General features: G+C 55.9%; 16 protein-coding genes and 1 pseudogene. 14 read left to right on the forward strand and 3 right to left on the reverse strand.

Features of this window, described 5'->3' with window-relative positions:
* Positions 1–5: 5 nt before the first annotated feature.
* The 14 genes and pseudogenes from IEX10_RS04195 (at position 6) to IEX10_RS04255 (ending at position 19,139) form a co-directional block, all read left to right on the forward strand.
* On the forward strand, positions 6–1,175 hold the full coding sequence (locus IEX10_RS04195; RefSeq protein WP_188671180.1) for a hypothetical protein: 1,170 nt from the start codon (positions 6–8) through the stop codon (positions 1,173–1,175).
* A 66-nt stretch (positions 1,176–1,241) separates the two neighbouring features.
* Positions 1,242–2,093, forward strand: coding sequence for an ion transporter (locus IEX10_RS04200; RefSeq protein ID WP_188671182.1), 852 nt, complete (start codon positions 1,242–1,244; stop codon positions 2,091–2,093).
* Positions 2,083–2,556, forward strand: a pseudogene (tssB, locus tag IEX10_RS19955) (type VI secretion system contractile sheath small subunit); the annotation flags it as partial. The gene IEX10_RS04200 and the pseudogene tssB, both read left to right, overlap by 11 nt.
* Positions 2,557–3,237: 681 nt before the next feature.
* The gene (locus IEX10_RS20175; protein ID WP_373287422.1) at positions 3,238–6,363 is read left to right on the forward strand and encodes a type VI secretion system contractile sheath domain-containing protein; all 3,126 of its coding nucleotides are present in this window, start codon (positions 3,238–3,240) and stop codon (positions 6,361–6,363) included.
* Between the two features lie 52 nt (positions 6,364–6,415).
* Positions 6,416–8,443, forward strand: coding sequence for a type VI secretion system Vgr family protein (locus IEX10_RS04210; protein ID WP_188671186.1), 2,028 nt, complete (start codon positions 6,416–6,418; stop codon positions 8,441–8,443).
* A gap of 8 nt (positions 8,444–8,451) precedes the next feature.
* Complete coding sequence (locus tag IEX10_RS04215) at positions 8,452–9,060, forward strand: DUF6931 family protein (protein WP_188671189.1); 609 nt, start codon at positions 8,452–8,454, stop codon at positions 9,058–9,060.
* A 69-nt stretch (positions 9,061–9,129) separates the two neighbouring features.
* On the forward strand, positions 9,130–9,423 hold the full coding sequence (locus tag IEX10_RS04220; protein WP_188671191.1) for a PAAR domain-containing protein: 294 nt from the start codon (positions 9,130–9,132) through the stop codon (positions 9,421–9,423).
* A 19-nt stretch (positions 9,424–9,442) separates the two neighbouring features.
* Positions 9,443–11,053: a type VI secretion system-associated FHA domain protein TagH gene (gene tagH / locus IEX10_RS04225; RefSeq protein WP_188671192.1), complete on the forward strand. Its 1,611-nt coding sequence runs from the start codon at positions 9,443–9,445 to the stop codon at positions 11,051–11,053.
* A 15-nt stretch (positions 11,054–11,068) separates the two neighbouring features.
* Positions 11,069–11,509 carry a type VI secretion system lipoprotein TssJ gene (gene tssJ / locus IEX10_RS04230; RefSeq protein ID WP_188671194.1) on the forward strand — a complete coding sequence of 147 codons (441 nt, stop codon included), beginning with the start codon at positions 11,069–11,071 and terminating at the stop codon, positions 11,507–11,509.
* Between the two features lie 14 nt (positions 11,510–11,523).
* Positions 11,524–12,864 carry a type VI secretion system baseplate subunit TssK gene (tssK, locus tag IEX10_RS04235; RefSeq protein ID WP_188671196.1) on the forward strand — a complete coding sequence of 447 codons (1,341 nt, stop codon included), beginning with the start codon at positions 11,524–11,526 and terminating at the stop codon, positions 12,862–12,864.
* Between the two features lie 24 nt (positions 12,865–12,888).
* Positions 12,889–14,265 carry a type VI secretion system protein TssL, long form gene (gene tssL, locus IEX10_RS04240; RefSeq protein ID WP_188671198.1) on the forward strand — a complete coding sequence of 459 codons (1,377 nt, stop codon included), beginning with the start codon at positions 12,889–12,891 and terminating at the stop codon, positions 14,263–14,265.
* Entirely contained in the window at positions 14,266–17,844 is a 3,579-nt protein-coding gene (tssM, locus tag IEX10_RS04245) for a type VI secretion system membrane subunit TssM (protein ID WP_188671200.1), read from the forward strand.
* A gap of 1 nt (position 17,845) precedes the next feature.
* On the forward strand, positions 17,846–18,409 hold the full coding sequence (gene tagF / locus IEX10_RS04250) for a type VI secretion system-associated protein TagF (protein ID WP_188671202.1): 564 nt from the start codon (positions 17,846–17,848) through the stop codon (positions 18,407–18,409).
* A 79-nt stretch (positions 18,410–18,488) separates the two neighbouring features.
* Positions 18,489–19,139 (forward strand): PP2C family protein-serine/threonine phosphatase, encoded by a 651-nt coding sequence (locus IEX10_RS04255; protein ID WP_229678416.1) that lies wholly within the window; start codon positions 18,489–18,491, stop codon positions 19,137–19,139.
* 182 nt (positions 19,140–19,321) lie between these two features.
* On the opposite strand, the gene tdh is transcribed toward IEX10_RS04255, so the two are convergent.
* From tdh to IEX10_RS04270, 3 genes are all read right to left on the reverse strand, one after another.
* Entirely contained in the window at positions 19,322–20,359 is a 1,038-nt protein-coding gene (gene tdh / locus IEX10_RS04260) for an L-threonine 3-dehydrogenase (RefSeq protein WP_188671206.1), read from the reverse strand.
* Complete coding sequence (locus IEX10_RS04265) at positions 20,356–21,549, reverse strand: glycine C-acetyltransferase (protein ID WP_188671208.1); 1,194 nt, start codon at positions 21,547–21,549, stop codon at positions 20,356–20,358. The genes tdh and IEX10_RS04265 overlap by 4 nt, the downstream gene beginning before the upstream one ends.
* A gap of 623 nt (positions 21,550–22,172) precedes the next feature.
* Positions 22,173–23,096: a Hint domain-containing protein gene (locus IEX10_RS04270; protein WP_188671209.1), complete on the reverse strand. Its 924-nt coding sequence runs from the start codon at positions 23,094–23,096 to the stop codon at positions 22,173–22,175.
* Positions 23,097–23,474 lie beyond the last annotated feature (378 nt).

Consider the following 23,474-nt stretch of genomic DNA (forward strand, 5'->3'; position numbering starts at 1 on the left):
GACCAATGGCGACGATATCATCCAAAGGCAGTCTGAAGATCGGATATAAAGGTTCTTTGTTTCAAAAGCCGAAATGCGAATATGAACTGAACCATGTGTTACCTGAAGGTGAAACCCCGACAGAAACAAAGCTGCTTGTGGAGGCTTTCAAGAAGCTGTTCACGAAGGGATTTGCCAAGCTGGCGGCGGCGCGGGAAAAAGCGATTAAGTCGGCCATGGAGGGAACCGAGAAGGACTGGAAGAAAAAGCCCCCCAAAGACATGGATGCGGCGGTAAAAGTTGCAAACCAGATGATCCAGCAAGGCGTAGATGTCTGGCGGAATGTAGAGGTTCCCAAGCTGGCGGAAGAATGTATCGAAAACGTCTACGCCTATATGGAAAAGAAGCTTAAGAAAAAGCTGAACCGCAAGAAAGCGAAAGTCGTTCTTAAGATTGTTGTGCTGGTTCTGATCGTTGTGGCTGCGGCAGCCATTTCTATCGCGACCGCCGGATTGGCCGCACCTTTAGCAGCAGGCATCACCGCGGGGGTGGTGATCGGTATGATTGCCACAGGGGTTTCGGCCCTGGTCAAAAGCGGCCAGATAATAGCTAAGGAATACAACGCCTATCAGGGGTTTCTTGACAAGATAAAGAAGGATGTCGATGCCATTGAAAAGGCGATCGACTACCAGATTAAAAAGAAGAAAGCCGCCGAATATCGCAAGCTGGGCCCCAAAGAGAAGGTCAAGCTGTTGATGGGTGGCACCAAAGCGCACGTCAAGTCTCTGAATAAGCATCTGGACGCCGCCGAGGCCCGCTTCATCCTGATGCGGAAGGAAAACCTCAAGGCCATAGCGGCGGCTGCCGATGCCAAAGAGCATTGGGATAAAATGGCTTCCCATCCCAATAAATCGGTCTCTGCGGAAGCGATGAAAGCCAAGGAGATGGCTGGCCGGACAGAACGGATTGCGGAAAAGTTTGACGAAAAGCTGAAGGCCTTTGCAAAGCTGAAGACCGAAGTGAAAGCGCAGTTGTTGCGGTTGGACAAAACTGGCGAGTTTACCAGTGACAAAGTGACTGGCGTATTGAAATTCGCAGGCGATCATCAGGAGTTTGCTCAATCTGTCGTTACTGGCGGCAAAGGTCTTTTTGATCTGACCAAAAAGCTGAACGGCGTTTTGAAAAAGCTGGGCTAAGCAAATCGGTGGCGGCGCCAGCGGGGTGCCGTCACCTTGAATATTCTTACAAGATTGAACCTTCGAATGCTGTATACTTCAACAGAACCCAACAGGCGCACGCACCGGCAAAAGCTGGTGGCTTGGCTTGAACAGCCGGCTGTGACAAAGTTCATTCTCGTTATCATCATCCTGAACGCGATTACACTCGGCCTTGCTACGTCTGATCGGATTGTTGCAGAAACGGGCGGGGTGCTGGCTTTGTTTGACGATCTGGTGATCGTCATCTTCGTTATTGAAATGGCATTGAAGCTTTATGCCTACGGGTGGCGTTTCTTCCTATCGGCATGGAACATCTTTGATCTTGCGATTGTGGCGGTTTCGCTCATTCCGGCGTCTGACAGCCTGCGGGTGCTGCGCGGTTTGCGGGTGATCCGCGCGATGCGGGTGCTTTCGGCGGTGCCCCAGATGCGGGACGTGATCAAGGCGCTGCTGGATGCGATGCCGGGCATGGGGGCTGTGGTGATCCTGCTCTCTATCGTCTTTTATATTTTCGCGGTCATGGCCACCATGCTCTATGGTGAAACCTTTCCGCAGTGGTTCGGATCGGTCGGGGCATCGCTTTATTCGCTGTTCCAGATCATGACGCTGGAAAGCTGGTCTATGGGGATCGTGCGCCCCGTGATGGAAGCGCACCCCTACGCTTGGGCCTTTTTCGTTCCTTTCATCATCTGCACCGCTTTTGCGGTTCTCAACCTGTTTATCGGTTTGTTGGTCAACACCATGCAAGCCGCCGTGGAAGAGGAACAGGACGCCGAACTGGAACGCATCATGGGGGTGGTGTCCGAAGGCAACGCCCGCGTGCAGGAACAACTGGTAGAGATCCAGCAGCAGCTTACGGCACTCAAAGCCGAAGGGGACAGTAAAAATGGCGGATAGTCAGAAGTTCATTGCCCGCAATCGCGCCCCCCGTGTTCAGATTGAATATGACGTAGAGGTGTACGGCGCGGAGAAAAAGGTTCAGCTTCCTTTCGTTATGGGGATCATGGCAGACCTGTCGGGGGCTTCCGAGATCGCGCAAGGTAGCGTTGAGGATCGCAAGTTCCTTGAGGTGGATGTCGATAATTTCGACAGCCGCATGAAAGCGATGAAGCCCCGCGCGGTGTTTTCGGTGCCCAACACCCTGACAGGCGAAGGCAATCTGCCCGTTGACCTGACATTCGAGCGGATGGAGGATTTTTCACCGGCTGCGATTGCCAGCAAGATCGAACCGCTGAAAAAGCTGCTTGATGCCCGCACGCAGCTTTCAAACCTGATGACCTACATGGACGGCAAGACAAGGGCAGAGGATATGATCCTGTCCCTGCTGCAAGACCCCACCAGCTTTCGCGCGCTACTGGCTGGCGAAGCGGTAGAGGGCGGCTCTGGCGAAGTGGACGGTATCCTGTCTGCAATGAAAGCGGCTGCTGACACTGCGCCAGTAGGGGTGGAGGATAAGACCGACGCGGTGCTCGCCGGACTCGCGGCGACACCTATTGCGCGAGAGGAGGCAGATACAACCGCCGATGTGCTTGCATCTATGGCGGCAGGCGCACCGGAGGATGTGGAAGAAGTGGACGCCGCAGCCGATGTGCTCGCCAACATGGCCGCCTCTGCGCCCTTAGAGGCTGAAGCGGACAACAGCACGTCCGAACTGCTCGCCGATATGGCCGCCAGCGCCCCTGAACCCCAAGAACAGTCTGACGACGTGGGCGGGATTCTGTCAGATGTGGCCGCTCAAGGCGTACCGGAAGAAGAAAGCGAAGACAAAACGGACGCGCTGTTGGACAGCCTGTCGGCAGAGGCACCTGATGAGGTGGAAGACGATACCTCTGTAGATGACCTCCTGTCCGATATGGCGGATGAACTGCCCGCCGATGAAGGGGATACGGAGGAGGACTTGGACAGCCTGCTTGCGGATGTAGCGGAGAGTGCGCCTGAAGTGGAGGAGGACGACAGCAGCGATGCTCTGCTGGATAGTTTGTCGGCAGAGGCACCTGATGAGGTGGAGGACGATACCTCTGTGGACGACCTCCTGTCTGATATGGCGGAAGGACTGACTGAGGATGAGGGGGATACAGGAGAGGACTTGGACAGCCTGCTCGCGGATGTAGCTGAGAGTGCGCCTGAAGTGGAGGAGGACCACAGCAGTGATGCCTTGCTAGAAAGCTTGTCGGCAGATGCACCTGAGGAGGTGGAGGACGATACCTCTGTAGATGATCTCCTGTCCGATATGGCGGAAGGACTGACTGAGGATGAGGGGGATACAGGAGAGGACTTGGACAGCCTGCTCGCGGATGTAGCTGAGAGTGCGCCTGATGTAGAAGAGGACCACAGCAGTGATGCCTTGCTAGAAAGCTTGTCGGCAGAGGCACCTGATGAGGTGGAGGACGATACCTCTGTGGACGACCTCCTGTCCGATATGGCGGATGAACTGACTGAGGATGAGGAGAATACGGGGGAGGACTTGGACAGCCTGCTCGCGGATGTAGCGGAGAATGCGCCTGAAGCGGAGGAGGACGACAGCAACGATGCTCTGCTGGATAGTTTGTCAGCAGAGGCGCTTGATGAGGTGGAGGAAGATACCTCTGCGGATGACCTCCTGTCGGATATGGCGGATGAGTTGCCCGCAGATGAAGAGGATACGGAGGGGGACGATCTGGATGCACTTTTGGCTGACGTTGCAGAAGATGCGTCTGGGGATGACGTTGAAGACGGCAGCGATCTGGATGAATTGCTTGCAGATGTGACGCAGAGCACTGATTTTCCTGAGGATAGCAGTGAGGATGAAGACGACACAGATCTCGATGCCCTGCTGGCAGAAGGCGATAACCCTGACTTGGATGATCTGCTGGGGGATGATGACGACGAGACAGATTTGGACACCTTTCTGGGAGGGGACGATGACGAGCCCGATTTGGATGACCTTCTAGGCGAAGATGAAGATGATCCTCAGTTGGACGATCTGATGGGGGATGGCGAAGACGACACTGATCTCGATGCCTTGCTGGCAGATGACGATGAAGCCCCCGATCTGGATGATCTCCTCGGCGAAGATGAAGATGATCCTGAGTTGGATGATCTGCTGGGGGACGATGACGACGAGACAGACTTAGACGCCTTGCTGGCAGATAGCGATGACAACACCGATCTGGACGATCTTTTGTCCGAAGACGGCGACGATGATGATCTTGATGGGTTGTTGGCGGATTTGGATGAGGACGACGATCAAACCCCTGATGCGGATGATACAGAGGAGGAGGCGACAGAAATGCAAGCAGATGCGACAGCGGCAAAAGCGCCTTATAATCCGGCGTTTGGCAAGATGACTGCGCCCAAACCCCAGATCAATCCGGGCGACCGGCGCAAGATGCGGATCGCGATCCTAGGAGATTTCTCGGGGCGTGCGAATAAGGGCGAATTGCAAGGCGGTGTGGAGCTTGCCGGTCGCAAGGCGATCAAGTTTGACATTGATACCGTAGAAGATGTCATCGCCCGTTTTGCAACAACGCTGACGTTGCCCGTGGGCAAGGACGGCTCTGCCATCGAGGTGGAACTAGGGGAGATCGACGATCTGCACCCCGATGAACTGTATGACAATGTGGAACTGTTCGCCGAACTGTCGAGCCTGCGCACACAGGTGAAACGAGGCAGCAATCTCGACAGTTTGACAGCGAAGCTGCAGGAATGGGGCGGTGCCTTCGGGGACTTCAAACTGGCGCGCAAGGGGCGGGCCAAAGGGGCGGCGGCCAATGCCTCCCTACAGGTGAGCGAATTTGCAGCCCTTATCGGGGCCGAAGCTGCGCCCAAGCCGGAGCCGACTGGGATTGACGAAATGATCCAGCGGATCGTCGCACCGTTTATCGTGGCGGCACCTGACAGCGGGCAGGACAGCCTGCTGGACGCAATAGATCGGGCGCTGGGCGCGGCGATGTCTTCCATCTTGCACCATCCGGATTTTCAGGCGGTAGAGGCGAACTGGCGCACGCTTGATATGCTTGCACGCCGGATTGAAACGGGCAGCCATCTGGAACTGGTGCTTTATGATGTGGCGGTCGAAGAATTTGCCGCCGATCTGGCCGCCCATGAGGATCTGGGCGAAAGCGCGCTTTATGATATGTTGGTGGAACGCCCCCGCCTGAGCGAGGATCAGGGACCGCTGGCCGCCGTGCTGGGACTTTACACTTTTGAAGAAACGCCGCCCCATGCGGAACTGCTGGCGCGGATGTCCAAAATCAGCGCCCAGATGGATGCGCCTTTTATCGCGGCGATGGGAGCGGGGTATCTGAACACCAAAGCCGAAGATCTGCACCCGTTGATCGCCAAGACTTGGGCGGCCCTGCGGGAGACACCGGAGGCGAAATACATCGCGCTTGCCACACCGCGGTTCCTGTTGCGGATGCCCTATGGCAAAAAGACCGAACCGGTGGAGCCTTTCGCCTATGAGGAATTTAACACCCGCGAAGGGATGCGGTCGCTTTTGATGGGCAATCCGGCCACGCTGGTGGCGATCCTGCTAGCGCAAACACTGGCGCAGCAGGGGGCGGAGATGTCGCTCGGCTCTATTATGACGCTGGATGATATGCCGTTTCACTACATGCTGGACCAATACGGCGATCAGGTGGCGCTGCCTTCAACCGAACGATTGATCAATGTGCGCATGTCAACAGAAACCGTCCAGCGCGGCTATCTTCCGGTTCTGTCGATACAGGGGCAAAATGTGGTGCGGCTCGGCTCTTTCAACGGGCTTGGGGGCGGCGAATTGCTGGGACTGTGGTCTGGTGAGGAAGCCAAGTTGCTGCAATCAGGAAAAATACAATCGCGCACCGGTGTCGCACTTGGGGCCGGTATGGCCAAAGCCGCACCGAGCGGGGCTTCGGGCACGGGGGATGCGGACGCGGACGGCGACGCAGAGGATGACGACTTCGATCTCGGGCTCGACGGGAACGACGATGATTTTGATCTTGGCGGCGATGACGACGACTTTGATCTCGGGCTTGATCTGGACGATGACAATGACAGCGATGATCTTGATCTGGACCTCGGGGATGACGGTGATCTGGATGACCTGCTGGCAGGCTTTGACGACGACGATGATGACGACAGCGCCGACGATGATGACGATGAAGAAATGGATGAGGATCTGGCAGCCCTGCTGGCGGATCTCTGAATGAAGATGCACCGGCGGGTGGGACTGTGCCAGCGCCGGAAAGGAGATGACAATGGCCGATCCACTGCCAATTGAGGGCCGTTCGCAACGGGTGAAATGCGAAGGCCAGAAATGCGATCTCTATATGCTTTCGGCTGACATCAGCGAAGGCATCGACCAGCTGAGCGATTTCTCTGTGGAGTTTCTCGCCGAGAAACCGGACCTGGAGAGCAAGGACTTTCTGGCTAAGTCTTTTACGCTTGAAATGGATCTGGAATCCGGTGTGCGCAAGTGGTTTGGCACCTGTGTCGAATGCACCTTCCTTGGCATGTCTGCGGGCATGGGGTTTGGCACATACGCCCACTACAGGGTCCGCCTGCGGGCTTGGCCTTGGCTGTTGACCCGCACGTCTAACTGCCGGATATTTCAGGAAAAGAACGCCGATGAAATCGTAAAGGAAGTGCTGCGTGACGCTGGTTTCAGTGATCACAGCTGGACTGTCAGTGAAACACCGCCGGTCCGCGAATACTGCGTTCAATATCGTGAAAGCGACTGGCACTTTGTTCGCCGGCTCCTAGAGGAAGAGGGTCGGTTTTTCTACTTTGATTACAGTTCAGGCAAGGACCAACTGACCATCCGTGATGACAGCGCCACGCTGTCGCCGATTGCTGGTGATCCCAATATTGAGATGATCGATAAAGAGGCGGGGCAACGCTCTGAGATTGATTACATCGACAACTGGAAGGATGGCCACCGCGTAGATACGGATAAAGTCACGCTGGATGACTACGATTTCACCAAGTCTAAAACCAAGTTGACCGGCACCCGCAATCACGATGCGGAAAAGCTGGAAGTGTTCGATTATCCGGGCCGTTTTGACGTTAGCACGATTGGCACCAAACGTGCACGTCGCCGGATGGAAGCGATCATCGCGGGCAAGAACCGTGTTTGGGGGCAGGGGATTGTCAAAGCCATGACACCGGCTGCGAAGTTTACTCTAAAAGATCATCCCGCCCGTGCGCAGAATAAAGAATATCTGGTTCTGACGCTCAAACAGAAACTTCGCATAGAGCAAACGGACGAATGGCGCGAGAAATCCCGCAGCGGTAAATATGACCCCGCAGCGCTGATTGAATCCCAGACGATTGAGCTTACCGCGCAGGATGCAAAGATCGCTTATGTGCCGGTTTCAACAGTGCCTTGGCCGATCATCCACGGGATACAAACCGCTGTGGTCGTTGGGCCCAAGGGCGATGAAATTTATACGGATAAACACGGCCGCGTAAAGGTTCAGTTCTTCTGGGACCGTGAAGGCAAAGATGACGAGAAATCCTCTTGTTTCATTCGGGTTGCCACCCCGATTGCGGGTAAAAACTGGGGGATGATCCACATTCCACGGATCGGCCAAGAGGTGGTCGTCCAGTTCCTAGAAGGCGATCCGGACCGGCCCCTGATTGTGGGCAGCGTTTATAACGACCAGCAGACCACACCGTTTACCTTGCCGGAAAACAAAACCCAGATCGGACTGGTCAGCGACACCCACCAAAACGAGGACACCAACGCCAAACACGAATTCGTTCTGGAGGAGAAGAAAGACGAAGAATACATCCGGATGCAGTCTGAAAAGGACTATTTCCAGATCATCAAGAACAACGCGGATGTAAAGATCGGGGACGGCACCAAAGATGACGGGGATTATACCCAATCCGTCTGGCGCAATACAGTTCGAGAGTATGGTGTAACCGGCGGAGAGGGCAATCTGACGGAGACAGTCCAAACCGATTTTGAAAAAACCATCAGTGATGGGGAATACACACTGGCGGTGGAAACCGGCGGACGGACCACCACAATCGCATCGAATGACAAGCTGACAGTGGATGGTAAGGTGGATGTCACATCAAATCAGAAAATCACCATGACGGCCACGTCCTCGATCAAACTGGTTTGCGGGGGATCAACGCTGGAACTGACTCCCAGTGCGATAAAACTGTCGTCAACGCAGATCAAACTTGATGGCACGCAGGTCAAAGTTTCAGGCAGTTTGGTCGATGTGTCGGGCAGTATGATCAAACTGGCCGGTTCTTTGGTCAAGATTAACTAGGGGCGGGCATGATGAACCAAACGGCTGAGACAGCGACACCGACACCGGACTTTAGCAATCTGAAGAAGATTGCCGACCGGCCATTTGGCCCGTTTTGCGCTGAACACAAAATCAAGATTGATCCGGCGCTGGCGATTGCGCCGGATATTTCTGTATCAGACGGGCTTGCAGCTCTATACGCGGCGCGGGTGGTGCCATCCTATCTGCATGTGATGGCCCATGCGCTGCCGGTACGGGAATCTGTATGGCTAGCCTGTCATGGCGCTGCGCTGATGTTACCCGTAGGTGCGGAGCCGAGCGAAGCGCTGCAAGTGGCACGGGCGTGGGTGTATCATCCCAACCTTGAAACCCGCGCTGCAGTGCAAAAGGTGATCGAACAGGCGGACCCCGATGATCCAACCCTGATGGCTGCCGACGCAGCCTTTCACGGTATTGCCAAAGGTATGGAAGAAGAAGTCAAAAGCGCCCCCTCCGCCACGCCCACGCTGGTGTTTGCGGTCCTTCTGAACGCGGCTTTGAAGGACGAGGATCAGGATCAGGCAGAGGCCAACTGGCAGGAACTGGTCGCGATCTCTGTCGATATAGCGAGCGGTGGCACCGGAGAAAAACCGCAGTGAACCGGCTATAAAGATGGAGAAACAAATGAAACCACTTATAGTGAATGTGATAAGTAAGGAGCCGACCAGATGAGCCTGCCTGCTGCCCGCGTGTCCGATATGCACACCTGCCCGATGGTGACAGGTATTGTGCCCCATGTGGGCGGTCCGATCCTTCCCCCCGGACAGGTCAACGTCCTGATCGGCAATATGCCGGCGGCCAATGTGGGCAGTATGTGTACCTGTGTTGGGCCACCGGATGTTATCGTCAAAGGCTCCACCTCTTGCCTTATCGGCAACAAGCCAGCCGCGCGATTGACCGATTCCACCGCGCACGGGGGGCTGATCGTGGGACCGGGCTGCCCGACGGTTCTGATTTCATGACGGGAGCAAGACCAAGACCATGACTCTCACACTGCAAATCCTGTCCAGTGGCGCCCAACCGGGCCGCGAGACTGTCTTTCCGTTGATCGGCGGCGCACTGACGATCGGGCGGTCTGATACCAATAATGTCGTCCTGCCTGATCCCAACCGCGAGATTTCCTCCTCCCACGCTGTGGTGCAAGAGCGGGCAGGGGATTACGTGATTGTGGACACCTCTACCAACGGCACCTTCTTGAACGGAGAGTCCGAGGCGCTCGGGGATTTTCCAACCCCTTTGAATGATGGCGACGTCCTGCGGATCGGTCCTTATGAAATGCAGGTGGTGATTGCTAAGGCCAGCCAGGCTGCCAATCCCTTCGATGACTTGCCGCCACCGCTCGGGGAGGAGCCGATTGTAGAGGACACCGCCCCCACGCTCGACACGTTGGCAGAGGTTGGCAGTCTGTACAACGATGGCGGCGATTTCCTTGACGATCTTTTGGGGGATGCCCCCCCCAATGCGATGAATATGAAAACGCCGGAACTGTCGGATGATGCCGACAACACCATTGACGATTTTCTTGACGTGGCCCCCAATCCCGACCGCGAAGGCGGGGCCAGCATGCCGGATCATTCCGGACCGGGGCAGGATTTCTTCCAGTCCAACAGCACCGCGCCGTCTATTCCAGACAGTTGGGAAGATGACCTCCTTGGCGCGAAACCCGAACCGATGGGTGGCCCGCCCAATGCCAGCGCCCCGTCAGATTCTGCACCGGCAGGAGGCGGCTTGATACCGGAAACCACGTTTTCGTCGGAACCGTTCTCTATCCCGGAACCGCAGACGCGCCAGACGGAACCAAAGCAGAAGGACACAGATGTCGGGTCCGATCCGATAGACGATCTTCTGGGCACACCGCCCGCGCCCGCGCCAGAGCCACAAGTTGCACACCCTCAACCCGCAGCCGAGCCAGCGCCAAAACCGGAACCAAACCCGGAACCTGCGCGCTCCGAACCGGCTTCAGGGATTGCCCCGCCATCCTCTGGCCCGCAACCATCAGCCGGTGACGCTACACTGGCGCGACAGTTCCTAAGCGCTGCCGGTGTGGATCACAGCCGGATCGATGACGATGAACTCGGCCCGATTATGGAACGTACCGGCGTTGCCTTTCGCACCCTAGTCGAAGGGGCGCGGGAAGTTTTGATGGCGCGGGCCTCTATCAAGGACGAACTACGACTTGGCCAGACCACGATTTCGCCCGATGGCAATAACCCGATCAAGTTCTCCATTTCCGGCCAGCAGGCTGTTGAAGCGATGGTTAAGCCGACCGTGGCAGGGTACCAGACCGCTGATAAAGCCGCCGCAGAAGCGATGATGGACATCAAAGCCCATGAGGTGGCGATGATGTCAGGAATGGAAACAGCCATCAAAACCCTGCTCTCTAGGTTCGATCCGGCCGAACTTGCCACACGAATAGAGGACAGCGGCCGATTGGGAGGCTTGCTCAAAGGCAAAAAAGCGCAATACTGGGATGTATTTGAAAAACTCTACAAACAACTGTCCGAAGACGCAGAAGAAGACTTTAATACTTTGTTTGGCAAGGAATTTGCCAAAGCCTACAAGGACCAATTGCAAAAACTTAAATCGAATTAGGAAAGGACTGGAATTATGCTAGCGAAACTGAAGCTTACGGGCCTGTCTGTAATTGTGGCAGGTGTGATGGCCGCCTGTACCCCTTCACCCACCGAAGTTGCCATGAATGTCACTGCAAGCGCGGGGGTGAACGGTGGTTTGCCTGTTAAGGCGACGATTTATTACCTGAACTCTACCGCTAAATTCAACGGCGCGGATTACGCTTCTCTGACGGCCAGTCCTTCGGCGGTTTTAGGGGCTGATTTGGTGCGCAAGGAATCGGTATTGCTGTCGCCGGGGCAAACCAAAAACGTCTCGGCTGCGTTTGAAGGCGAAGGCCCTGCAGCGATTGGCGTTGCGGTAGGGTTCAAGGCGATTTCAACCGCAAAATGGCGCACAACGACCTCTTTGGTTGGTGGGAAAGTCAACACGCTGACCATCTCGCTTGGGGCGAACAGCGTGAATATCTCTAAATAGGAAGGACGCGCTACGTGTCTTGGGAAAGTAAAGTCATCTGGTCCGAAGGGTTGTTTTTGCAGCCCCATCATTTCCAGCAGAATGACCGCTATCTGGAAAGCCAGATTGCGGGTGTGTCGCGGGGAGCTGCGCCCTATGTGTGGGGGCTGCGCGAGCTGACCATAGATGACGAATTGCTAAGACTTGGTAAATTCGCCATCAAATCCTGCGACGGGATCACGCCGGACGGCACCAGTTTTCGCATTCCGGCGGTGGATGATCTGCCACCGGCGATGGAAATTCCTGACACTGTCAAAGACTCGGTGGTGTTTCTGGCGATCCCGACACGGCGGCATGGAGCGGTGGAGGTCGAACTCGAATTCCACGAAAACTCTGCCTCGCGCTATCAACCCGCAGAGGTGGATGTGACCAACGCAGTTGGGCGGGACCGCAAGGCAACCACTATAGGTGTGGGTAAGCTGCGGTTGCAATTTGCGCTGGATTTGGACGATCTGGAGGACCAGCTTGTGATCCCGATTGCCAAGGTGATCGAGGTGCGCTCTGACGGTGAAATTCTGCTGGACCGCTCATTTATCCCGACAGTTCTGGACCAGCGGGCGGCGGCCCCGCTGACAGAGTTTCTGCGGGAGATCGAAGGCTTGCTCGGCCACCGCTGCGAGGCCCTTTCGGGGCGGTTGGCGGACAATGGTCCGGCCAAAGGGGTGGCAGAACTGTCGGATTATCTGCTGTTGATTACAGTGAACCGCTATCTGCCGCAAATCCGTCACTTGGGGTTGATCGAGAACACACATCCCTGCGGGCTTTACATGATGCTGCTGGGGTTGGCAGGGGAACTAGCGACCTTTATGGCGCCTGAAAAACGCCCGCCGGAGTTCCCGCCGTATCAGCACGACAACCTGACCGTTACTTTCCAGCCCCTGATCCGCACATTGCGGCAGTATCTGTCGGCGGTGCTGGAACAAACTGCGGTGTCCATCACGTTGCAACCGCGCAAATACGGCGTTTCGGTGGGCGTGATCGCGGACAAGCGGTTGCTTAGTGACACGCAGATGGTGCTGGCGTGCAAGGCCGATACCGCCGCCGAGAACATCCGTCGCCACATGCCAACGCAAGCCAAACTCGGTCCGGTAGAGGACATTCGCCAACTGGTAAATTCAGCCCTTCCGGGCATCGGCCTGCGCCCCTTACCAGTGGCCCCGCGCCAGATCCCCTATCATGCAGGGGTGGTGTATTTCGAGCTCGATCCGGACAGCGAGTATTGGAAAAAAATGCGCACTTCCGGTGGGTTGGCAGTGCATGTGGCCGGAGAGTTTCCCGGACTTGAGATGGAATTATGGGCGATCCGCAACGGATGAGCCGCTTGACAACGAGGTGCTAGGGTGAACAAAGACGATCCTTTTGCGGAACCGGGGGACACCGAAAAAACGGTTGTGAACCTCAATCCGGGCGGTCGCTCCCCCGCTGCGCCATCTGCGCCTGCACCAGAAGCAAATGCGCCGCCCGTGGCCCAAACACCGCCCTCACAAGTGAGCCCGCCACAGCAGGCGGCGGCTCCGGTTGACATAAATGCGGCACGCTCCGGTCTGAACCCGCTAAATGCCGCCGCTGCGCCGTTGTTTTCACTGGTGGGGCGCATCCGCAATCGGGCGCAACACAATGACCCAACGGCCTTGCGCAACGCTGTCGTGCAACAAATCCAGACCTTTGAAACCACAGCTTTGCAAGCGCAAGTTCCTGCACAGCAAGTGAAAATCGCCCGCTACGCAATTTGTGCGACGATTGACGATGTGGTCTTGAACACCCCGTGGGGCGGGCGTTCGATCTGGGCGCAGCAATCCATGGTCGGCACGTTTCATAAGGAAACCCACGGCGGGGACCGTTTTTATGAATTGCTGGCGCGGCTGGAAAAGGAACCGACCGTTAACCTTCTTCTTCTAGAGTTCATTTTCATGTGCCTTTCGCTCGGCTTTGAGGGGCGCTTGCGTGTCGAGGATCGGGGCGCAGAGAAACATGCAACTATTCGCGCAGGACTCGCCAGCCTGATCCGCGCCCAGCGTGGCCCGCTGGAACCGGAGGTCGCGCCGGTGTGGAAGGGATTGAAATTGCCCCATAAACCGCTCAGTGCGTGGATGCCAGCATGGCTGATTTTCGGGTTGATGACCGTTATCATGGGGCTGTCCTATGTGGGGCTCGCTTGGGCGCTGTCCGGGGATACCGAACGCCTGCAAGGACAACTTGCAGCGCTTGGGGCACGGGAACAGGTGGAACTGAAACGGCAGGCACCACCCCCACCAGCGCCCCCACCTGTAGAAAGCGGCCAGAAAGAGCGTGTCGCCAAATTCCTTGAAAAAGAGATTGAAGAACAACTTGTTAGCGTGTTCGATGATGCCAATACAGTGACGGTGCGGATCAAGGGATCGGGAATGTTTCAACCTGCCTCTGACACGTTGGTGGATCGTTTTAAACCGATCATGAACAGGATCGCGCAAGCGTTAAACGAGGAACCGGGCCGCGTCATTATCGCGGGTCATTCCGACAATATCCCAATCAAAACCGCGCGGTTTCCTTCAAATTTGCATCTGTCCCTGAAGCGGGCCGAGAAGGTGATGGAATCCATCGCTGGCACACTGAACGATCCGGCGCGCATGTCAGCGGAGGGGCGGTCTGACAAGGAACCGATTGCGGACAATGGCACGCGCGAGGGGCGCGCGGAAAACCGGCGGATCGAAGTGATTTTGATGAGAGAGAACAACTAGATGGCGATCTTCCGGCGCATATTCCAGTGGATTTTCCACACCAACGGCATTCTTGCGATTGTTGCCGGACTGCTGATGGCCTTTGTCTGGTTTATCGGACCAATCATTGGTCTTGGGGGGAGCTTTCCTCTGGAAACGGTGACTGCGCGGCTGGTCACCATTGGTGTCATCTTCGTTTTCACCTTGTTCCTGATGCTTTTACTGGCGCTGTTGCGGTCGCGCCGTGAAGGGAAGATGGCCGATGAAATCGTCGAGGTGGAAGACGATCCTGCGGATGAACAGGATGAAACCGTCAAGGCAGAGATGGCCGAGATGCGCAACAGAATGCGCGATGCGCTGAAAACTTTGCGTAAATCGAAACTTGGCGGGCGGGGGCGCAGCCAGAAGCTTTATCAACTGCCGTGGTATCTGATGATCGGCCCTCCGGGGGCTGGTAAGACGACGGCGATTGTGAACTCGGGGCTGAAATTTCCGTTGGCGGAAAAAATGGGGATGCAGGCGATCGGCGGCATCGGCGGCACGCGCAATTGTGACTGGTGGTTCACGGATGAAGCGGTTCTGATCGACACGGCTGGGCGCTATACCACGCAGGACAGCGATGCAGAGGCGGACAGCCGTGCGTGGAACGGCTTTTTGAACATGTTAAAGAAGTTCCGCAAACGCCAACCGATCAACGGTGCGATTGTAGCAATTTCCCTGTCTGATATCGCTGTGCAGAATGAAGCCCAGCGCAAGGAATACGCCACCGCGATCCGCCTGCGCCTGACCGAACTGCGAGAGAAACTCGGCGTGCGGTTTCCGGTCTATATCCTGCTGACCAAAGCGGATCTATTAGTTGGTTTCACAGAGTTTTTTGAACATCTGGGCCGCGAAGCGCGCGAACAGGTCTGGGGGTTCACCTACCCGATGGAAGGCCCCAAGGACAAACGCAAGCCGCTTGATGGGTTTGAGGCTCAGTTTGAAACCATGTTGGCCCATCTGAACGACCTGTCGCTGGACCGATTGGGCCAAGTCACTGATCCGCAACGCCGCTCTATGATCGCGGGTTTCCCCCAGCAAGTCGCCAGTTTGCGTCCTGTGGTTAAAGATTTCCTGTCTGAAATCTTCCTCGACAGCAAGTTTTCCCAGACCCAACTGGTGCGGGGGGTCTATTTCTCGTCCGGCACGCAGGAAGGCACACCGATTGACCGGCTGATGGGCGGTATGGCGCGGACCTTTGGATTGGGGCGTCAGGCGCTTGGTGCGGGGCAGGGCGCAGGGCGCAGCTATTTCCTGCGCAACCTTCTGGATAAGGTGATCTTCCCTGAGGCAGGGCTTGTTTCTGCTGATGACAAGGTGGAACGGCGCTACCGCTGGATTGTGCGGGGCACTGTGGCGGCGGCGGTTTTGCTGACGCTTGGGGTGGTGGGTCTCTGGTCCAACAGCTTTCTGGGGAACCGGCAGTTGGTGGCAGACGCCAAGACGCAGATTGAACTTTATTCTGCCAAAGTGGCCGATGTGCCGGGCAATCCGATTGCCGACACAGACGTGCGCCAACTGGTTGAACCGCTTGATATTTTGTTGGCTATGCCTGGCAACCCGTCCCAAACCGATCCGCTGCCCCCGCGCAGTCTGACCTATGGTCTCTATCAGGGCGATGCGGTTGGGACCGAGGCAGCGCAGACCTATCGCGCCGCGCTGAATCAGAAACTTCTGCCCCGTCTGCTGTTGCGGATGGAGGAACTGATCCAGTCCAATCTGAACAACGAAACGCTGCTGTTTGAAGCGCTCAAGGTCTATATGATGTTGGGCCAACAGGGGCCGATGGACCGCGATCTTGTGTTGCAATGGTTCACGCTGGAATGGGCCAATGAATTCGCAGGGGAACCTGACGCCGCCTCGCAACAGGCGCTTGTTACCCATTTAACCAATATGATTAACCAACCGATGATCTCTATCCCGCTGGATGGTCCCTTGGTGGAACAAGTACAGAGCATCCTTTCTGAAACCCCCGTCGCCGCACGGGCCTACCGCACCATTGTCGAAGGACCGGAGGCCAAAGCACTTCCGGACTGGACCCTGCTGGTGGCTGGCGGGGCTGCGACAAATCAGGTCATGGTCCGCCCGAGCGGTCTGCCCCTGTCCAGCGGCGTAGAGGGGATTTACACCTATGACGGGTTTTATAACGTCTTCCTACCCGCTGCCTTGGATGTGGCGGAGCAAATCAAGAAGGACAATTGGGTGCTTGGCCCGCGCGCGGAAGATCTCAGCGATACAAATGCGCTGGCGCTGATCGCCAAGGACGTGCTCGATCTGTATTACGCCGATTATATCATCGCTTGGGAAACGATTTTGGGCGATGTGGATATCGTGCCGATGTCCTCTATGTCACAAACGGTCAAAACGCTGAACCTGCTGTCCGGCCCGTCCTCACCGGTGTTCAAAATCATGAATCAGGTCGCTGAACAGACGCGGTTGGCCGAACGACGTGCCAACGAGGTTGTGGAGGGGGTCGCCAGCGGCTTTGGCGAGGAAGGCGGCGCCCTTGCGCTCGAAGGGCTTGGCGTGCGCACACAGCGGCTGCTCGCCGTGCTCCAGTCCGCTGCGACCGTCGATGGCGCCGCCCCGCCCAAACCCGGCCAGCAGGTGCAGGATCGGTTCAACAGCCTGCACACCTTCGTCAAAGGGCTGGACGAGAACACGCCCGGCGATATCAACCGTATCATGGAATTATACGTCGCGGTTTATCAGGAACTGAACCGCCTGTCGGTCAGCGGCACGGTCACAGGGCAGGGCGAGGCCGTCCAACGCCTGCAGGAAACCATCGTTCCGATGGACGGTCCGATCAAGCGCTGGTCCACCCAGATCATCGAAGCCGCCTCCGGCGCAGCGGCGGGGGGGCAGCGGTCCAAACTAAACAACCAATGGCAAGCGCAAGTGCTGCCGTTTTGCAAACAGGCCCTAGACAACCGCTATCCGTTTAACCGGAAATCCCGCGCAGAAGTGGGGATACAGGATTTCGCTCGCCTGTTTGCCCCTCAAGGGTTAATCGACACATTCTTCACAGCCAATCTTGCAGAACATGTGGATGTCTCCTCGCGTCCATGGAAGTTCCGAAGGACCACTGGCAAAGATCTGGGTATTTCCGATAGCGTCCTGCAACAATTTGAACTGGCCGCTGAAATCCGCGATGCGTATTTCCTCGCCCCCGGTTTACCATCCATTACGTTTGATCTGAAACCCATCGCGCTGGACCCGAACGCGCAGGAGGTGACGTTGCTGATTGATGGCCAGCCTTTGAATTACGCCCACGGACCCCAACAAACGACTTCGCTTAAGTGGCCACAAGGGGGCAGCACATCCGTCACCTTCAGCCCCTCGATTGAGGGACGCCGCAACCAGCGCCAGATGGACGGCCCGTGGAGCTGGTTCCGTTTGCTTGACAGTTCGGAAATCCGCCGCACCAACGTGGCCGATCAAACCCGCATCGTATTTAACGTGGGCGGGCGCATTGCCGTCTTCCAGATGCGGGCCGGTTCCGCGATCAATCCATTTTCGTCCAAGGCGGTGCGGCTGTTTCGCTGCCCCAATTCGCTCTGACGTGTTTGGCTTTTATGGAAAAATCCCCGCCCACGGCGATTTCATCCGCTTCCGCGCAGATGTGTCATTCGTCGCTAAATGGGACCAGTTTTTGCAAGAGGGACTGGGAGAAAGCCGTGAGGCGCTTAATTCGAAATGGGGCGCGGCCTACCAGAATGCACCGATCTGGCGGTTTGTGCTGGATCCGGATGTATGTGGCAAGCGGGCCATGACAGGGATTTTGATGCCAAGTCAGGACCGCGTTGGCCGCCGCTTTCCACTGACCATTTTTCACTCTTTGCCCCAGGCGACTTCACCTTCATTGCTGGACGATGAACCGTTGATGACGGAACTGGAAAACACTGCGCTTGCTTGTCTGGATGCCCAAATCGACAAGGACGAACTGGCAAGACGGCTCGACGCTGTGCCATTTATGCAGGCTGCGGATACCGGTGATGCGAACGGACACTCCTACTGGCTCTCTACATTTTACGCAGGCACTGCAAGGCGGGATACCCGTCGATTTGACGGAATGCCTAAACCGGCACAGTTTGTAGAGCTTCTTACACCGGATCGGGGGCGATAGCATGTTTGAACAGGGACCAGTCTTCAGGATCGATGCGGCCAGTCATGTAGGCCTTGTGCGGGATCTAAACGAAGACAGTATGATCAGCCGAGATTCGCTGGGGCTCTGGACCGTGGCTGACGGAATGGGCGGTCACGCTGGCGGCGATTTTGCCAGCCAGACGATCGTTGCGGCAATCAAGGCTATTCCGGATGATCTGCAGGGCGCCGCTTTGATGCAGGCCGTGCGCGATGCGTTCCATTCCGCCCACCATTCGATCCAACAGGAAGCGGAGGCGCGCGATGGCGGCACTATGGGCTCCACCGCGCTCTCGCTGATCTTGCGGCAGGACCATTTCGTCTGCCTCTGGGTCGGGGATAGCCGCCTGTATCACTGCCGTGATGGCGCTGTGCGTCAATTGTCCTCGGACCATTCACTGGTGAATGAGTGGGTGGAAGAAGGAAAACTGACCCGCGAGGAAGCCGAACGCCACCCTCACGGCAACGTCATCACCCGCGCCATTGGCGTGGGGGAGGTGCCCGAAGTCGCCAAGATACGCGGTCAATACGAACCGGGGGACAGGTTTCTGTTATGCTCCGACGGGCTGAGCGGGTACATGGACGAGGCTGATATTTTTGACGTGCTTGCCAATCAACCGATGGAAGGTATCGCAGAGCGTCTCGTAAAGGGGGCTCTGGACGGCGGGGGGCGGGACAATGTCACCGTGATCGTGGTTGAGGTTCCGTGGTAAATTCCATTTTCGACAAATATCCCCGCGCGGAGCGCTAAAATTTCGCCTTCGGCGAGGATATTTTAAGAAAATGGTAAGACACGCACAGCTATAGGTATTCTACGGTACAGGCGGGGACGCCGATGACCGTGAAAATGGAGACGCTCTGCGGCAGAGTGGCCGCAGGGCGTTTTAAAGGACCACTACGGCCAATCCATCACAACTTTACCGGCGGAACCATCGATCATAGCGGCGAAGCCTTCTTCAAAGGAGTCAATTCCTATGCGGTGAGTAATCAAACCGGAAACATCGAGGCCACCCTGCACCAGCGCGATCATCTTGTACCAGGTTTCAAACATTTCGCGCCCGTAAATGCCTTTGATGTGGAGCATCTTGAAGATCACCTTGTTCCAGTCAATTTCAAACCCGACCGGTGCGATTCCGAGCACTGCCATCTTGCCGCCGTTGTTCATGGTATCAATCATATCGCGAAAAGCGGGTGGCGCGCCTGACATTTCCAGCCCCACATCAAAGCCTTCCGTCATTCCGATCCGCGCCATGGTTTCGCGCAGCGATTCTTCGGCGGCGTTGACGGTGTACTGAACCCCCATGTCCTGCGCCAGTTGAAGGCGGATTGGATTTATGTCTGTGATCACAGTTTTCCGCGCACCGGCCCGCTGCGCGACGAGTGCTCCCATAATGCCGATCGGACCTGCGCCAGTGACAAGAACATCCTCGCCCACGCAATTAAAGGACAGGGCCGTGTGGACGGCATTTCCAAAAGGATCAAAAATCGCCGCGATGTCGTCCGGTATGTCGTCGGGAATCGGGACCACATTATCTTGGGGAAGCGCGATGTATTCAGCAAAGCTACCAGGGTGGTTCACTCCGACGCCTTTTGTGTTTCGACACAGATGTCCGCGACCAGCGCGGCAGTTTCGGCAGTGGCCACAGACAATATGACCTTCGCCGCTCACCCTTTGTCCGATTGACAGGTTTGTGACAGCCGCGCCCAGTTCGACGATTTCGCCACAGAACTCATGGCCGGTGATCATCGGGACGGGGACAGCCTTCTGGCTCCATGCGTCCCAGTTCCAGATGTGGACATCCGTGCCGCAGATAGCGGATTTGCGGACCTTGATCAGCACGTCGCGCCGCCCGATTTCTGGAATTGGGACCTGTTCCATCCACAAGCCGGGTTCGGCGTGGGATTTTACCAAAGCTCGCATTGTGTCGCTCATGAGAGGACTCCCAATTCGCGGCCAGCTGTCTCGAAGGCGTCGATAGCACGATCAATTTCTTCAAGACTGTGGGCTGCTGACATTTGTGTACGGATTCGGTCCTGATCCCGTGGCACCACCGGAAAACTGAAGGCCGCCACGTAAACGCCAAGCTGATCCAGCCGCGCAGCCATTTCGCTGGCCAACTTCGGGTCGCGTAGCATGACCGGAATAATCGGGTGATCACCTGGCAGTAGTTCAAACCCGAGCGCGCCCATCCGATTGCGGAAATGGCCGGCATTCCGGCGTAATCGGGCGCGCAATTCACCGCCATCTGCCAGCATGTCAAAGACAGCAATCGAAGTTTGCGCGATGACAGGGGCGAGGGTGTTGGAAAACAAATAGGGGCGGGAGCGTTGGCGAAGCCAGTCCACGACACGCGCGCTTGCTGCCGTATACCCCCCGGATGCGCCACCCAATGCCTTTCCGAGCGTTCCGGTGATGATGTCGACCCGACCCTCTACGCCGCAGTGTTCTGCTGTGCCACGTCCATTTTCACCCATGAACCCCACGGAATGGCTGTCATCAACCATGACGAGAGCGTCGTATTTGTCGGCAAGGTCGCAAATTTCTGGGAGTTTTGCGACGAAACCGTCCATCGAGAACACACCATCGGTTGCAATCAATCGAAAGCGCGCATCTTTAGCGGCAATCAACTGGCGTTCCAGATCTTCCATGTCGGAGTTGCCGTAACGATAGCGTTGCGCCTTGCACAGGCGCACACCATCAATGATGGAGGCGTGGTTTAATGCATCGGAAATAATCGCGTCCTCCGGCCCTAGGAGGGTTTCAAAAAGGCCGGTGTTCGCGTCAAAGCAGGCGGCGTATAGGATTGAATCTTCCATTCCGAGAAAGTCCGAGATACGTTTTTCCAAAGCTTTATGAGGGGTTTGCGTGCCGCAGATAAAGCGAACGGAGGCCATGCCGTATCCGTATTCGTCTAAGGCCTTTTGTGCTTGTTGGACGAGTTCGGGACTGTCCGCCAACCCGAGGTAGTTGTTGGCACACAGGTTAATTACCTGCCTTTCCCCCAAATTGATCACACCGGATTGGGCGGAAGTTATGACCCGCTCGCTCTTGTATAGGCCCTGATCTTTCAGTTCCGTTAACGCTTGATCGAGCGTGTTATCCAACCTGTCTGAGGCCCCCATCGCTATGCTCCACTGTTGTGATTGCTGTATCACTTGGGTGTAACACGAAGCGAGTGGCCTGTCTTTCCTTGTGATACCAGCGGTTGGACGGATGGGATAGTGGAATCACCTCGCCCGTCAGACACGGTTTGCTCTACCAAGCGCCTCTGGAAGGAGAGATTGTGCCGACTTTAAGGCGGTTTTTGACGGCTAGTCTGGCGCGGGACTGGGTGTATTTCCAAATTTGAAGTTTCAATATTTTCTGATTAGTTGATTAAAAGTATATAGTTACGGTGCGATATTAAATCTCCGTTCGCTTTTCGTGGACAAACTTGTGAGAAATTAGAAACAAATTTGTCAAAACTTTGGCGCTATAACTAAGGCATCAAGGTTTTAGTAGTTCAGTGTAAGTGAGTATCAAAAATGGTCATTGCCAGCATCTTCGCATCGGGTATTGCAATCGGGTTTCTCGTCGGTTTTGTCAGCTTTACGCTGATCTATGCATTTCTCGCATAAACCAGTCAGGTCACGGCAGGCAGCCATAAGGTATCTTTAACGCTGTCCGGATCGTTGGGTTTCTATCGCACGTGCAAAAAAACACCGCTCGGAGTCCGGCGGTGTTTTTGCATTTCATGCGTAATTTTTTAGGCGTCGATAAAGCCGCGGGCACATGGGCCGTAGGCGTCGGGTTTGCGGCGCAGAACGGGGAAGGTCTCTAGCACAGCATCCCGGCTGTTTTCGGGCAGCAAATCTAGATTTTCGGGTGTCGGCATGAAGCTTTCCGAGGCGGCCGCCTCTGTGTAAATTACCTCATGCTGGTCGGTAACAATCTGGAAAAACTCCATTTCCCCGCCAACAGCCTGAATTACCGTGACGTCATCTACAAGGATGCGCGCAGGGATCAGAACCTCTTTCACACCGTAGACAGCCATAGCTTCGGCGCCCTTGAGTACCACCCGTTGATCGGCGCTCACGACGAGGTCACGCGCGTTTTTGATTGCGCCTTTGCGGAACAGGATAGGAGCGTTGTCCCGCGTGATTTCGACTTTATGCGAACCGATCCAGCGAATTTCCTGCATGCCGCGATCACGTGTTATGACACGATCACCGACAACCAGATTTTCAACCCGCACTTCACCCCGGTTTGTCATAACATGGGTGCCTCGCGCAATACCGAGCCGGTTTTCGGCTTTGTTTTGCTGCGTGTCTGCACCTTTTACGGAATTTTCGCCTGCCTGAGGCATCGAAACGCTGACGGTTTCGTAAACGTGCTCTTCAACCAAGGGGCGGTCGCTAACCAGTTCGGAATATAGCGCAGCGTGATTGCTGGAAATATCCTGACGGGCGGTGAACACTTCGTCTGTGAAACGGTCCCGGAGCACCCAAACGATTTGCGCTTTCGTGGGGGCGGCATTGGTGTTTGCGTTCGGTTTCGGCGTGCTGATCAGATTTTTGATCTTGCTGCTTTTTATGCAAGTACCGGTGCGGAAATTGGCAAATCCGCCTTTGGTCACTGAAAACGGAGTGGTATTGGCGGCAATTGTATAGGTGTGAAGATTTGCAGACATATCCGATACTCGCTCACTAATTTATGCGCCGAAAGTTAAAACTGAATTAAATTATTGTGGCTGGCGCTTAAAAAATTGATGGCGGTCAAATGAGGCGCAAATGGGGCAGCAATTTGCTCAAACTTGGTTTTCTCACTCCCTTCAAATCCTATCCAGAGCGGCGTTTGCCGCTTGGAGGGGCATGGGCCTGTTGCCGCGATAGGTGCCAAATGTCTGACACTGTGTCGCAATTTAGCATTTCAAGGCCGTTTTTGACGGTTGCTATTCCGTGTCATGTTTGCTTAGTCTGAAACCATACCAACAGGGTCGCTTGGCCTGAACACAAAAAAACGGGTTAAAAACAGCCCGATAAAAATCCGGTCGCACAGATCGCACAAA

The sequence above is a fragment of the Neptunicoccus cionae genome (genome assembly GCF_014643735.1).
GTDB classification, from domain to species: domain Bacteria; phylum Pseudomonadota; class Alphaproteobacteria; order Rhodobacterales; family Rhodobacteraceae; genus Amylibacter; species Amylibacter cionae.

Excerpts from the sequence above, each read along its gene's own strand:
- IEX10_RS04215 (WP_188671189.1), top strand. The coding sequence starts at position 8,452 with ATGATGAACCAAACGGCTGAGACAGCGACACCGACACCGGACTTTAGC.
- IEX10_RS04255 (WP_229678416.1), top strand. The coding sequence starts at position 18,489 with ATGATCAGCCGAGATTCGCTGGGGCTCTGGACCGTGGCTGACGGAATG.
- IEX10_RS04210 (WP_188671186.1), top strand. The coding sequence starts at position 6,416 with ATGGCCGATCCACTGCCAATTGAGGGCCGTTCGCAACGGGTGAAATGC.
- IEX10_RS20175 (WP_373287422.1), top strand. The coding sequence starts at position 3,238 with ATGGCGGAAGGACTGACTGAGGATGAGGGGGATACAGGAGAGGACTTG.
- tagH (WP_188671192.1), top strand. The coding sequence starts at position 9,443 with ATGACTCTCACACTGCAAATCCTGTCCAGTGGCGCCCAACCGGGCCGC.
- IEX10_RS04200 (WP_188671182.1), top strand. The coding sequence starts at position 1,242 with ATGCTGTATACTTCAACAGAACCCAACAGGCGCACGCACCGGCAAAAG.
- IEX10_RS04265 (WP_188671208.1), bottom strand. The coding sequence starts at position 21,549 with ATGGGGGCCTCAGACAGGTTGGATAACACGCTCGATCAAGCGTTAACG.
- IEX10_RS04195 (WP_188671180.1), top strand. The coding sequence starts at position 6 with ATGGCGACGATATCATCCAAAGGCAGTCTGAAGATCGGATATAAAGGT.
- tdh (WP_188671206.1), bottom strand. The coding sequence starts at position 20,359 with ATGAGCGACACAATGCGAGCTTTGGTAAAATCCCACGCCGAACCCGGC.
- IEX10_RS04270 (WP_188671209.1), bottom strand. The coding sequence starts at position 23,096 with ATGTCTGCAAATCTTCACACCTATACAATTGCCGCCAATACCACTCCG.
- tssJ (WP_188671194.1), top strand. The coding sequence starts at position 11,069 with ATGCTAGCGAAACTGAAGCTTACGGGCCTGTCTGTAATTGTGGCAGGT.
- IEX10_RS04220 (WP_188671191.1), top strand. The coding sequence starts at position 9,130 with ATGAGCCTGCCTGCTGCCCGCGTGTCCGATATGCACACCTGCCCGATG.
- tssM (WP_188671200.1), top strand. The coding sequence starts at position 14,266 with ATGGCGATCTTCCGGCGCATATTCCAGTGGATTTTCCACACCAACGGC.